This window comes from Streptomyces sp. NPDC001351 (assembly GCF_042896045.1).
Taxonomy (GTDB): Bacteria; Actinomycetota; Actinomycetes; order Streptomycetales; family Streptomycetaceae; genus Streptomyces.
The window spans coordinates 76,985-89,017 of record NZ_JBIAWS010000023.1 but is presented as its reverse complement, the minus strand read 5'-3'; the positions used below and the strand labels follow the sequence as shown (position 1 = coordinate 89,017).

Here is a 12,033-nt window from a genome sequence, read left to right as displayed (position 1 = left end):
TGACAGTGGCCCCCCGGCAGGCCGTCGGCTCTCAGCTCTCCTCGCCGGGGACCTGCAGGTACTGCGCGAGCGCCTTGGCGAGCTCGGCCTCCACCCTCGCCTTGTCGAGGCCGAGGCCGGCCAGCACCCCCTCGCCGTTCTCGAACTCCAGCAGCGCCAGCAGGATGTGCTCGGTGCCGATGTAGTTGTGGCCGAGGCGAAGAGCCTCGCGGAAGGTGAGTTCCAGGACCTTCTTGGCGTCGGAGCCGTAGGGGACGAGTTCCGGGACCTCCTCGGCGGCGGGCGGGAGGGCGGCGGTCGCCGCCTGGCGCACGGTGTCGAGGAGGACGCCCTGAGCGGTGATGGCCTTGGCCGCGAGGCCGTCCGGCTCGGCCAGCAGACCGAGGATCAGGTGCTCGGGGCGGCCCTCGGCGTTGTGGGCCGCGATCGCCTCGTTGTGGGCGGCCATCACCACGTTGCGGGCGCGCGGGGTGTAGCGGCCGAAGCCCTGGTTCGGGTCCAGGTCGGTGGACTCCTTGGGCACGAAGCGCTTCTGCGCCGCCTGGCGGGTGACCCCCATGCTCTTGCCGATGTCCGTCCAGGAGGCGCCCGAGCGGCGCGCCTGGTCCACGAAGTGACCGATCAGATGGTCCGCCACCTCGCCGAGGTGGTCGGCCGCGATCACCGCGTCCTGGAGCTGCTCGAGGGGTTCCGCGTGCACCTTCTTGATGGCCGCGATGAGTTCGTCGAGACGCACGGATGGCGTGAAGCTTGGATTCGTCGACATGTGTCAACCGTAGGTTGACATGAGGAGGGCGTCAACCCTGGGTTGACACTTGAGTGCCGCCACGCGTGCGTGCCTACTTCGGCGTCGCCGCCAGCCGCAGGGCCAGCCCCGTGAACACCGTCCCGCTGAAGATGTTCAGCCCGCGCGCCACCCGCCGGCTGCGGCGCAGGAGCGCGGAGAGCCTCCCGGAGAGCAGGCCGATCGAGCCGTCCACGCCGAACCCCATGACCGTGATCGTCAGCCCGAAGACCAGGAACTGCTCGCGCACATGCCCGAGCCCGGGGTCCACGAACTGCGGCAGGAAGGCGACGTTGAAGAGGATCACCTTGGGGTTGAGCAGATTTGTGACCGCCCCCTGCCAGAAGGCCCGCCGCCGCCCGGGCCCCGCCGCAGCACCCTCCTCGGCCGGCACCGCACGGTCCCGGAAGGCCTTGACCGCCAGGTAGAGCAGATAGGCCGCACCAGCCCAGCGCAGCACGTGATAGAGCGTCGGCAGGGTCAGGAAGAGCGCCGACAGACCGAGCGCCGCGGCGACCGTGTGCACGAACATCGCGCAGGCCACGCCGAACGCGGCCAGCACTCCGGTCCTGGGCCCGCCCCGTCCGCCCATCGCCACGATGAACATCATGTCGGGGCCGGGGGTGATGCAGAGCGCGAAGGCGGCGGCGAGGAATGCCGCATACGAAGACATGTCCACCATCCGGCCATGCTTGAACCTGCGGAGGACGCGTGCGAGCGAATTTCGGTGGGTGAGACGAGTCCGGGAAAACGCCATGTGGGGCGCATGGGGACGGTGATTGACTCATCTGCCATGACCACGACCACGCTGACAACGGACTCCTCGACTGCCCCTGCCGCTGCCCCGACTCCGGTCCCCGTCACCGACGTTCCCGCGGTCGTCGACGAGACGGCCCGGCTCCTCACCGAGCACTACGTCTTCCCGGAGGCCGCCGAGCAACTGGCCGTGCTGCTGCGCCGGCGCCTGGCGGAGGGGGCGTACGACGTGGAGAGCGCCGAGGAGCTGAGCGGACTGGTCACGGCGGATCTGCAGTCCGTCAACGGCGATCCGCACCTGCGCCTCGTGTACCACCCCGAGCAGGTGCCGCAGGGCCAGGGCGAGGCCGCGGAAGCCGCGATGCGCCGCAGGTTCGACACCTCCCTGGGCGGGGTGCCCCGGGTCGAGCTGCTGACGGGCGGCACCGCCCTGCTCGAACTGGCCCCCTTCCTCTTCCCGCTGTCCTGGTCGGCCGAGCCGCTCGCCGCCGCGCTCACCCTGGTCGCCCGCGCCGAAGCGCTCATCCTGGACCTGCGGGGCAACGGCGGCGGCGACCCGGACACCGTCGCCTTCGTCTGCAGCTATCTCCTGGACGAGCGCACCCACCTCAACACCCTGTACGCGCGCGTGGGCGACCGGTACGACCAGTCCTGGACCCTGCCGCACGTCCCCGGCGCCCGCTTCGGCGGCACCAAGCCGGTCCATGTCCTCACCGGTCCTCACACCTTCTCGGCTGCCGAGGAACTGGCCTACGACCTCCAGCAGCTGGGCCGCGCGACCGTCGTGGGGGAGAGCACCCGCGGCGGCGCCCACCCGCGGGAGGGCTGGACGGTCCATCCGAACCTGGAGGCCACCATCCCCGTCGCCCGTGCCGTCAACCCGGTCTCCGGCACCAACTGGGAGGGCACCGGCGTCCTCCCCGACATCCCGTGCCCGGCCCCGGACGCCCTCGACCGCGCCCTGGCCCTGATCGACGGCTGACCCGACTGTCAGTGCCGCGTGGCACGATCGACGAGTGACCAGCACTCCGTCCAGCACCGTCGAACGCGCCTTCGAGGCCGCTCTGTACGCCGAGACCGACACCGCCCTCGACACGGGCGCCTCCCTGCTGGCCGCAGACCCGGCGGCGGACGACGAACTCGCCCGCCGCGGCCGGGAGTTCGTGGCGACGGCCTGGCGGCGCGGCTGGCAGCCCGCCGACGTCGTCCGGTTCGTACGACGCGAGCTGGACGACGCACACGTACGCCTGGCATCGGCGCTGATCCGGGCGCAGACGCCGTACGACGGGCCGCGCGGCCCCCGCTGGGCCGCGCAGCTGGACCAGCTCACGGCCGAAGCGGCCGAAACCGCCGAGGCGACCGGCACCGCACCCCGCACCGACCGCTTCTCGCACGCGACCACCGTCCTGGAGCTGTACCGCCTGCTGCTGCGCCTGCCTGCTCTCGAACCCCTCGGCGAGCCCACGCGGCGGCCCGATTCCGCTCCCGGAACCGGCCCGGCAGCCGAGTCCCGCATGCTCACCCGCATCCGCGCGCTGCTCGCCAAGGCGGAGGCCACCGGGTTCCCGGAGGAGGCGGAGGCGCTGTCCGCCAAGGCGCAGGAGCTGATGGCCCGGCACAGCATCGACGAGGCGCTGCTCGCGGCCCGGGCGCCGTCCCCGGACGCCCCCGGCGCCTGCCGTATCGGCGTCGAGGCACCGTATGAGCAGGCCAAGGCGGTGCTGCTGGACGCGGTCGCCACCGCGAACCACTGCCGGGCCGTGTGGAACGAGCCGCTGGGGTTCTCCACCGTCGTCGGCTTCGAAGCCGACCTGGAAGCCGTCGAGCTCCTCTACACCTCGCTCCTCGTCCAGGCCACGTCGGCGATGACGAGGGCGGAGACCGCTCAGCGGGCAGGCGGCCGCAAACGCACCAAGACCTTCCGGCAGTCCTTCCTCGCGGCCTACGCCCACCGCATAGGCACCCGCCTCGCGGCGGCCGCCGAGACGCAGGTGACCGACGACCTGCTCCCGGTCCTGGCCTCCCGCGAGGTCGCGGTCACGACCCACACGGACCGCATGTTCCCCGAGACGACCACGACCCGCCTGCGCGGGGTGAGCGACGAGGCGGGCTGGACGGAGGGAGCGCAAGCTGCCGACCGGGCCCAGGTGGCGCCCCGATAGGGGCGCGGGGAACGGCGCGACAAGCCACGACGGCGCAGCAGGCGAACGAATACCCGTCCCGGAACAACCCCGGAGGATCAGTCCCCAGCCTGCTGGAAAGGACTCACCGAAGCGTTCGCCGCACCCGCGCTCCCCTTGACCGCGACCTCGCCGTACGTCCACTTGAAGCTGTGGCCGGCACTGGAACCGGGCAGCGTGAACTTCGCCGTCCTCACCGGGAGGCTCTTGGCTCCGCCCGCCGCACCCCGCACGTACGTGATCGTGAAGGAGGCGGTCGCGCCCTTGGCGAGCGTCAGCCGCTGCGCCTTCGCGGCCTTGTCGGCGGGGACGGCGCCCGACGCCTTGCCCCCTTGCAGATCGACGGCCGGAAAGCCGTTCAGGGTGCACTTGGAGCCACGGTTGGTGAGCGTGACGGTGACATTGCCGGAGTCCCCGGCGGACGGTGCGGCGCTCGCCGCCACCTGCACGCCGACGGCGTCGAGTGTGCAGGCGCCGCCGGCCTTGTTCTTGTTGCTGGGGCCGCTGTCACCGCCGCTGCTGTCACAGGCGGTCAGAAGGAGTGCCGCGGCGAGGGCGGCGACGGTGATCGGGGTGGCGCGCATGTGGATCCTCTGGTGCTCTGCTGGTGCTCGGCGGCGCGATGCCGTTGATCGCGTGCATGGATCATCACGCACGATCCCCTGCGGCGGTTGCCCGCCCTGCCGGACTACTGGCCGAGGTTCGCCGTCGGCAGCCCCGACGGCAGGGCCCCGCCCTCCGCCTTGGTGTACGTCTCCTTGCCGACGGTCCCCGACCAGGTGATCTTCAGTGTGCTCTTGGACACGGAGTCCACCATCCCCGTCGCCCGCTCCTTGCCGCCCTTCGTGCAGGTGAGGTGGATCATCTGCATACCGGCCTCCTTGCCCGCGGTCCCGGTGCACACGGATCCGCCGGTCGAGAAGAGCCCGGCCTGCTTGCCGTTGATCACCAGGGCGACGGCCTTGCCGCCGGTCGTGGCGAGCCAGCTGCCCTGCAGGCTGTCGGACGCGCTTGTCGTCCCGCCGGTGCCGCCGCCCGTGTCCGCGGTGGAGGAGGCGGAGGGGGACGGGCTGGACGAGGAGTCGTCCTTGGAGCCGCCGCTGCTGCACGCGGTGAGCAGGAGCGCACCCGCCAGCCCCGCGGCGGCGGCCGCGATCCGCAGCCGCCGGCGCGACACCGTGCGGGCCGGACGCGTGAAGGTCGCCGAAGTCACTGGTAGCTCCCAAGCAGTAGCAACGAGCAGGGGCAAGCCGTAGCCGGTGGGCCGGGCCGCGGGCCCGAGCGCCCGCAGCAAGCTACCAGGGACGGCCGTCCGGCCCATGAGGAGCACTGTGAGATTCACCGGACCCACCCGAGTGCTCACCAGGACGACTTGCGCACCCCCGGCAGATACCCGGCATGCGCCTGCCCCCGCAGCGAGACCCGGGACAGCCCGAACGCCCGGAAGTACCCCCGCGGCCGCCCGTCCACCTGGTCCCGGTTGCGTACGCGGGTCGCGCTGGCGTCGCGCGGCTGGCGCCGCAACTCCCGCTGGGCGGCGAGCCGTTCCGCTTCCGTGGACGACGGCCGCCGGATGATCTCCTTCAGCTCGGCGCGCCGCTCGGCGTACCGGGCGACGATCGCCTGCCGTTGCTCGTTCTTCGCGATCTTGCTCTTCTTCGCCATCAGACCCGTACCCCCCGCGCCCGGATCCGGGCCACGGCCGCCTCGACGCCGATCGCGTCGACGGTCTTGATCCCCTTGGCGCTCAGCCTCAGCCGTACGTGCCGGCCCTCGCTCGGCAGCCAGTACCGCTTGCTCTGGATGTTGGGGTCGAAACGGCGGGAGGTCCGCCGATGGGAGTGGGAGATGCGGTTGCCGAAGCCCGGCCGGGCGCCGGTCAGCATGCAGTGCGCGGACATGGGTGACGTACCTCTCCTGAAGTGATCCCCGAAGCGATGTCGCTAATGGAATTCATTTTCAGTAAGGTATCACCATGGCTCGCAACGAACTCCGACCGGTCATCAAGCTCCGGTCCACGGCAGGGACCGGCTACACCTACGTGACCCGCAAGAACCGCCGCAACGACCCCGACCGCCTGACCCTGCGCAAGTACGACCCGGTCGCCGGCCGCCACGTCGACTTCCGAGAGGAGCGCTGAACAACCGCCATGCGCAAGGGAATCCACCCGGCCTACGGCCCTGTCGTCTTCCGCGACCGCGCCGCGAACCACGCCTTCCTCACCCGCTCCACGATGAGCAGCGACAAGACGATCGAGTGGGAGGACGGCCACACGTACCCCGTCGTCGACGTCGAGATCTCGAACGTCAGCCACCCCTTCTACACCGGCACCGCCCGAGTCCTGGACACCGCCGGCCGTGTGGAGCGCTTCGAGCGCCGGTTCGGGAAGCGGGGCGGAGCGTGAGCCTGTCGGTGGTGATCGTCGGCGGTCTGCACGCCGACGCCCGCAAGGCGGCCGTGGCCCGGCTGCTGGCCGACGTCGCCGGCAGCGTCGTACTCCACCACGACCTCGCCACGGCCGCGGCGGGCACGGTCGTACGGACGATCCGCGACGCGAACGGCCTCGTGTCGGCCGGTGAGGCGCCCCTGGTCAACGACTGCGCGTGCTGTGCACTGAGGGAGGACCTCGTCCCCGAGCTGCGCCGGCTCGCGGATGCGGGGGACACCCCTCTCGCCGTGGTCGAGCTGTGGGACTCCGTGGAGCCCAAGGCCATGGCCGAGGTGGTCGTGGCCGGAGGCCTGACCGTCACGGGCGTGATCACCGCCGTGGACCCGGCCCTCGTCCTGCCCTACCTCGGCAACGGCGACGACCTCGCCGACGGCGGCCTCGCCGCGGCGGCCACGGACCAGCGGACGGTCGCGGACACGTTCGCGCGCCAGCTGGAGTACGCCCCCGTCCTCGCCGTCACCGACTCCGAGGAGGCCGACGAGGAGGACCGTGAGCTGCTCGCCCAGCTCCACCCGACGGCCCGCCAGGTCGTCATCGACCACGGCGACCTGGCGGTGGCCGCCCTCGCGGGCTTCGACGTCGAGGCGGCGGCCGCCGCCCAGCACCCGGCCTGCGCGCTCCTGCCCGCCGAGGCCGACGCGCACGGCGTCTCCACCCTCGTCTGGCACCGCAGCCGCCCCTTCCACCCGGAGCGGCTGTACGCGGCCCTGGAGGACCTGACCTGCGCCGCCGCCCGCAGCCGGGGCCGGTTCTGGCTCGCCGACAAGCCGGACACCCTGCTGCACTGGGACGCGGCGGGCGGCGCCCTGTGCGTGGAGAGCGCGGGGCCGTGGCTGGCCTCGCTCCCCGACGCCGCCTGGGACATGGTCCCGCCCGTGCGCCGCGCCGCCGCCGCGCTCGACTGGCATCCCGAGCACGGCGACTGCTGCCAGCACCTCGTCTTCACCTCGCCCGGCCTCGACCGCGACGGACTCGAACACCTGCTGGAGTCCTGTCTGCTGACCGATGCCGAGTACGCCGCCGGGCGCGCCGCCTGGAAGCGGCTGCCGCCCGCCTTCGACACCCTCCTGGAGGTCTGACCCGCATGCCCCGCAAGCCCGACCGCACCCCCGCCAAGTCCCGCCCCAACCCGCTGGACCAGGCCGGGATCACGTACATCGACTACAAGGACACCGACATGCTGCGGAAGTTCATCTCGGACCGCGGCAAGATCCGCAGCAGCCGCGTCACCCGCGTCACGGCCCAGCAGCAGCGTCTGCTCGCCCGCGCGATCAAGAACGCCCGCGAGATGGCACTCCTGCCGTACGCGGGCCGCTGAGGCTTTTGGCCATAGGTCGGCTGATTGGTTGGAGGTTGGAACAACAAGGCCGCCGTATGCGTCTCTCCCAGTGCACGAGGTTCGGCACTTCGCATGCCGTTCGGAGTTCGGGGCATGCGCTGGAACGGATGATGCACCCCGTACGTCACAGCTGTAACCACAGAACCACCCCGCGTGCACGTGCATCTGCTCATGCATCCGCACGTGAACACGGCTATGATCCGGACCAGTTGACCGCTGCATCACTGGCCCCTGGGCCACCGCACCACCGGGAGCTATCTGTGGACCACGACGTGTACAACGGCATGGCAGCCACGGAGCTGAACGGTGTGGCCTGGCAGAAGAGCCGGCACAGCAACTCCCAGGGCTCCTGCGTCGAGTTCGCCCGGCTGCCCGGCGGGGACGTGGCCGTGCGCAACTCGCGCTTCCCCGACGGTCCGGCGCTCGTCTACACGCGCGCGGAGATCGAGGCGATGCTCCTGGGCATCAAGGACGGCGAGTTCGACCACCTGATAGCGGGCTGACACCCGCCCCCACCCCGGGTGCAACTCGGGGCAATCGGCACCTTACGTGCAGTAACGCGCGTAGAACCCCGGCGTCGGACGGCGCCGGGGTGCGCTATTCGGCGGGCAGCGGCCGGGGCGGGTGCGGCAGCTGGAACAGCGCCCAGACGACCTTGCCGCCGAGCGCGCCCGCCATCGGGTGCCAGCCCCAGCTGTCGGCGAAGGAGTCGACCAGGAACAGTCCGCGGCCCGACTCCGCCGAGAAGTCGTCCGCCTCGCGCGGCGCCGGGGTGGCGTGGCTCGGGTCGCGCACCGCGCACACCAGCCGCTCCGTCCAGCGCATCAGGTGCAGCCGCACGGGCGGGCTCTGGTCGGCGGTGCACAGGCTCCCGGCCGGCAGGCCGTGCCGCAGCGAGTTGGTGACCAGCTCGGAAACCACCAGACAGACGTCGTCGAAGCGGTCGCCTATGTCCCACTGGTCGAGCGTTCTGCGGGTGAACAGCCTTGCCTCGCGCACCGCTTCGTAGCGGGCGGGCAGAGCGCAGGAGGCGGCGTTGGACACGGCCGCGGGATCCAGCGGCGGAAGGCCCTGCCGTAACGGCTCGAGCATGGTCGATCCATTCGTCCCCATGCGAGGCACTCCCGAGGAATTCGCGGTCGTTGCGTTGCGATGCAGCGGTTGCGCGAGACCATGGTCTTGGATGCGCGGTGCAGATGCAAGGTGCAGATGCACGTGCACGCGACCGAATTGGACCCTCCCGTACCGCTTGTTGGCCATTTTTTCCGCCATCTTCTCTCCCACTGCTTGCCAACTCCTTCCCTCTACCTGTGCAGAATCTTTGGGTTCTTTGCTTCTCTGTAATCGGACGAGTACTGCTCGGAGTGATTTAGTGGCAGACTTCGGCCCCTGAAGGCGTTGGGGAGGCTGGCGAACGTGAGCGTGGGAGAGCCCGGATCGGTGGTGCGGCGCATGCTGCTCGGCTCGCAACTCAGGCGACTGCGTGAGGCACGCGGCATCACGCGCGAGGCGGCGGGCTACTCGATCCGCGCCTCCGAGTCGAAGATCAGCCGGATGGAGTTGGGCCGGGTGAGCTTCAAGACACGTGATGTGGAAGACCTGTTGACGCTGTACGGCATCACGGACGAGCAGGAGCGCACCTCGCTGCTCTCCCTCGCCCGGGAGGCCAACGTCGCGGGCTGGTGGCACAGTTACTCGGACGTCCTGCCGAGCTGGTTCCCCACCTATGTGGGTCTGGAGGGCGCGGCGCACCTGATCCGGGCCTACGAGGTGCAGTTCGTGCACGGCCTGCTGCAGACCGAGGCGTATGCACGTGCAGTCGTACGGCGCGGCATGAAGGGCGCGAGCAAGGCCGACATCGACAAGCGCGTGGCGCTGCGCATGGAACGGCAGAAGCACCTCGTCTCCACGGGCGGCCCCGACTTCCACATCGTCCTGGACGAGGCCGCGCTGCGCCGCCCGTACGGCGACCGCGAGGTGATGCGGGGCCAGCTCCAGCATCTGATCGAGATCTCCGAACGGCCCAACGTACGGCTGCAGATCATGCCGTTCAGCTTCGGCGGCCACTCGGGCGAGAGCGGCGCGTTCACCATCCTCAGCTTCTCCGAGTCCGACCTGTCGGACGTCGTCTATCTGGAGCAGCTCACCAGCGCGCTCTACCTGGACAAGCACGAGGACGTCGTCCAGTACGAGAGGGCGCTCAAGGAACTCCAGCAGGACAGCCCCGGGCCGGACGAAAGTCGCGATCTTCTGCGGGGTCTTCTCCAGCTCTCATAGGGTTCTCCCTATGGGTTCGCTCAGAGTCCCCAACTCATTTGAGACGCAAGTACGATGACGCGTGATCAGACCGTGACATCGATCGTGTGTCTGCTAGTGATTTGGGGATCACATGTCGTCCTACTTCACCGACCTGGCCCAGCAGTACATCGACGGTGAGTGGCGCCCGGGTACCGGCTCCTGGGACATCATCGACTTCAACCCGTACGACGGTGAGAAGCTGGCGTCGATCACCATAGCCACGGTCGACGAGGTCGACGACGCGTACCGGGCGGCGGCCCGCGCCCAGAAGCAGTGGGCCGCGACCAATCCGTACGCGCGCCGGGCGGTCCTGGAGAAGGCCCTCAGACTGATCGAGGAACGCGAGCAGGAGATCGCCGAGGTGATCATCGCCGAGCTCGGCGGCACCCGTCTGAAGGCCGGCTTCGAGCTCCACCTCGCCAAGGAGTTCCTGCGCGAGTCCATTCAGTGGGCGCTGCGCCCCGAGGGCAAGATCCTCCCGTCGCCGGTGGACGGCAAGGAGAACCGGCTCTACCGCGTGCCGGTGGGGGTGGTGGGCGTCATCAGCCCCTTCAACTTCCCCTTCCTGCTGTCGATCAAGTCGGTCGCCCCGGCCCTCGCGCTCGGCAACGGCGTGGTGCTGAAGCCGCACCAGAACACCCCGATCACCGGCGGCTCCCTGGTCGCGAAGATCTTCGAGGACGCGGGCCTTCCCGGCGGTCTGCTCAACGTCGTCATCACGGACATCGCGGAGATCGGCGACGCCTTCATCGAGCACCCGATCCCCAAGGTCATCTCCTTCACCGGCTCCGACAAGGTCGGCCGCCATGTGGCCACCGTCTGCGCCTCGCACTTCAAGCGCTCGGTCCTCGAACTCGGCGGCAACAGCGCCATCGTGGTCCTCGACGACGCGGACATCGACTACGCGGTCGACGCGGCGGTCTTCAGCCGCTACGTCCACCAGGGCCAGGTCTGCATGGCCGCGAACCGGGTGCTGGTGGACCGTTCGATCGCGGACGAGTTCACCGAGAAGTTCGTCGCCAAGGTCAGGACCCTGAAGGTCGGCGATCCGAGCGACCCGGCGACCGTCATCGGCCCGGTGATCAACTCCTCTCAGGCGGACTCCCTTTCGGCCACCGTCGAGCAGGCCATCGCCGAGGGCGCGACCGCCCTGGTGCACGGCACGACCACCGACAACCTGGTCGAGCCCTCCGTGCTCACCGGTGTGCCCGCGGACTCGGCCCTGCTGCGGCAGGAGGTCTTCGGCCCGGTCGCCTTCCTCATCCCCTTCGACGGCGAGGAGGAGGCCGTACGCCTCGTCAACGACACGCCCTACGGCCTGAGCGGCGCCGTCCACACGGGCGACATCGAGCGGGGTGTCTCCTTCGCCAAGCAGATCGACACCGGCATGTTCCATGTGAACGACGGCACCGTCCACGACGAGCCCCTCGTCCCCTTCGGCGGCGAGAAGAGCTCCGGCCTCGGCCGGCTGAACGGCGAGACGACCATCGACTCCTTCACCACGCTGAAGTGGATCTCGGTACAGCACGGGCGGAGCGGGTTCCCCTTCTGATTTTTTTGCAAGTGTCAGCGCGGCGGGCCATTGAGGACAGAAGCTGACCTCGATGGCCCGTAGCTTCGTCGGTGTCAGGCAGGGGACGGACTCCCCGCCACCGGCGAAAGGCGATGGTCATGGTCATGCACGTACCGGCAGAGGCGCAGGGCGACGAGCGCGGGGCACTGCTCTCGTTCATCGAGGAACAGCGGGGCGGCATCCGGCGCGCACTGCTCGGGCTGACCGAGGAGCAGGCCGCGAGCAGGCCCAGTGCCAGCCAGCTGTCCCTGTCGGGCCTGCTCAAGCACGTCGCCGAGGTCGAGCAGGGCTGGATCGCACGCGCCAAGCAGGAGCCGCCGGCCATCAAGAGGGACGAGACCAACTGGCACGAGACCTTCCAGCTCGTCGACGGCGAGACCGTCGAGTCCCAGCTCGCGTACTGGGAGAAGGTCGCCGCCGAGACGGAGGCGTACATCCGCTCCGTACCGAGCCTCGACGACACCTTCCCGCTCCCCGACCAGCCCTGGTTCCCGCCGGAGGGCCGGGTCTCGGTGCGCTGGGTCTGTCTGCACCTGATCCGCGAGACGGCCCGGCACGCGGGTCACGCCGACATCATCCGCGAGTCCCTCGACGGGAAGACGGCGTTCGAACTGGTCGCCCTGGAGCAAGCGGGCTGAGCCCTCGACAATAAGC

The 12,033-nt window shown here is 70.1% G+C and carries 17 protein-coding genes; 10 read left to right on the top strand and 7 right to left on the bottom strand.

What is annotated here, in order from left to right:
* Nucleotides 1–31: 31 nt before the first annotated feature.
* Nucleotides 32–766, bottom strand: a complete 735-nt coding sequence (locus tag ACFY1U_RS47825) for a Clp protease N-terminal domain-containing protein (protein ID WP_390700380.1) — start codon at nt 764–766, stop codon at nt 32–34.
* Nucleotides 767–839: 73 nt separating this feature from the next.
* The gene (locus ACFY1U_RS47820; protein ID WP_390700379.1) at nt 840–1,466 is read right to left on the bottom strand and encodes a LysE family translocator; all 627 of its coding nucleotides are present in this window, start codon (nt 1,464–1,466) and stop codon (nt 840–842) included.
* Between the two features lie 111 nt (nt 1,467–1,577).
* On the opposite strand from ACFY1U_RS47820, the gene ACFY1U_RS47815 reads away from it, so the two are divergent.
* Both ACFY1U_RS47815 and ACFY1U_RS47810 read left to right on the top strand, forming a co-directional pair.
* A complete protein-coding gene (locus tag ACFY1U_RS47815; RefSeq protein WP_390700378.1) occupies nt 1,578–2,522 on the top strand; it encodes a S41 family peptidase in 945 nt (314 codons plus the stop codon).
* Between the two features lie 34 nt (nt 2,523–2,556).
* A complete protein-coding gene (locus ACFY1U_RS47810; RefSeq protein WP_390700377.1) occupies nt 2,557–3,702 on the top strand; it encodes a DUF2786 domain-containing protein in 1,146 nt (381 codons plus the stop codon).
* 77 nt (nt 3,703–3,779) lie between these two features.
* Here the strand turns inward: ACFY1U_RS47810 and ACFY1U_RS47805 are convergent, their stop codons facing one another.
* The 4 genes from ACFY1U_RS47805 to rpmB form a co-directional block, all read right to left on the bottom strand.
* Nucleotides 3,780–4,304 (bottom strand): DUF4232 domain-containing protein, encoded by a 525-nt coding sequence (locus tag ACFY1U_RS47805; RefSeq protein ID WP_390700376.1) that lies wholly within the window; start codon nt 4,302–4,304, stop codon nt 3,780–3,782.
* Between the two features lie 104 nt (nt 4,305–4,408).
* Nucleotides 4,409–4,933 carry a hypothetical protein gene (locus ACFY1U_RS47800; RefSeq protein ID WP_390700375.1) on the bottom strand — a complete coding sequence of 175 codons (525 nt, stop codon included), beginning with the start codon at nt 4,931–4,933 and terminating at the stop codon, nt 4,409–4,411.
* Between the two features lie 146 nt (nt 4,934–5,079).
* Nucleotides 5,080–5,385, bottom strand: a complete 306-nt coding sequence (gene rpsN / locus ACFY1U_RS47795) for a 30S ribosomal protein S14 (protein ID WP_390700374.1) — start codon at nt 5,383–5,385, stop codon at nt 5,080–5,082.
* Complete coding sequence (rpmB, locus tag ACFY1U_RS47790) at nt 5,385–5,621, bottom strand: 50S ribosomal protein L28 (protein ID WP_390700373.1); 237 nt, start codon at nt 5,619–5,621, stop codon at nt 5,385–5,387. The genes rpsN and rpmB overlap by 1 nt, the downstream gene beginning before the upstream one ends.
* Before the next feature lie 74 nt (nt 5,622–5,695).
* On the opposite strand from rpmB, the gene rpmG reads away from it, so the two are divergent.
* The 5 genes from rpmG (at nt 5,696) to ACFY1U_RS47765 (ending at nt 8,011) form a co-directional block, all read left to right on the top strand.
* Nucleotides 5,696–5,860 (top strand): 50S ribosomal protein L33, encoded by a 165-nt coding sequence (gene rpmG, locus ACFY1U_RS47785; RefSeq protein ID WP_030361075.1) that lies wholly within the window; start codon nt 5,696–5,698, stop codon nt 5,858–5,860.
* Nucleotides 5,861–5,869: 9 nt separating this feature from the next.
* Nucleotides 5,870–6,124, top strand: a complete 255-nt coding sequence (locus ACFY1U_RS47780) for a type B 50S ribosomal protein L31 (RefSeq protein WP_390700372.1) — start codon at nt 5,870–5,872, stop codon at nt 6,122–6,124.
* Nucleotides 6,121–7,248, top strand: coding sequence for a CobW family GTP-binding protein (locus ACFY1U_RS47775; RefSeq protein ID WP_390700371.1), 1,128 nt, complete (start codon nt 6,121–6,123; stop codon nt 7,246–7,248). The genes ACFY1U_RS47780 and ACFY1U_RS47775 overlap by 4 nt, the downstream gene beginning before the upstream one ends.
* Nucleotides 7,249–7,253: 5 nt before the next feature.
* Entirely contained in the window at nt 7,254–7,487 is a 234-nt protein-coding gene (gene rpsR, locus ACFY1U_RS47770) for a 30S ribosomal protein S18 (protein WP_390700370.1), read from the top strand.
* A gap of 305 nt (nt 7,488–7,792) precedes the next feature.
* Complete coding sequence (locus tag ACFY1U_RS47765; protein WP_115913352.1) at nt 7,793–8,011, top strand: DUF397 domain-containing protein; 219 nt, start codon at nt 7,793–7,795, stop codon at nt 8,009–8,011.
* A gap of 94 nt (nt 8,012–8,105) precedes the next feature.
* On the opposite strand, the gene ACFY1U_RS47760 is transcribed toward ACFY1U_RS47765, so the two are convergent.
* Nucleotides 8,106–8,600, bottom strand: a complete 495-nt coding sequence (locus ACFY1U_RS47760; RefSeq protein WP_390700369.1) for an ATP-binding protein — start codon at nt 8,598–8,600, stop codon at nt 8,106–8,108.
* 360 nt (nt 8,601–8,960) lie between these two features.
* On the opposite strand from ACFY1U_RS47760, the gene ACFY1U_RS47755 reads away from it, so the two are divergent.
* From ACFY1U_RS47755 to ACFY1U_RS47745, 3 genes are all read left to right on the top strand, one after another.
* A complete protein-coding gene (locus ACFY1U_RS47755; RefSeq protein ID WP_390700418.1) occupies nt 8,961–9,785 on the top strand; it encodes a helix-turn-helix domain-containing protein in 825 nt (274 codons plus the stop codon).
* A gap of 112 nt (nt 9,786–9,897) precedes the next feature.
* Complete coding sequence (locus ACFY1U_RS47750) at nt 9,898–11,358, top strand: aldehyde dehydrogenase family protein (protein ID WP_390700368.1); 1,461 nt, start codon at nt 9,898–9,900, stop codon at nt 11,356–11,358.
* Between the two features lie 119 nt (nt 11,359–11,477).
* Entirely contained in the window at nt 11,478–12,017 is a 540-nt protein-coding gene (locus tag ACFY1U_RS47745) for a DinB family protein (RefSeq protein ID WP_390700367.1), read from the top strand.
* The last annotated feature ends 16 nt before the right edge of the window (nt 12,018–12,033 follow it).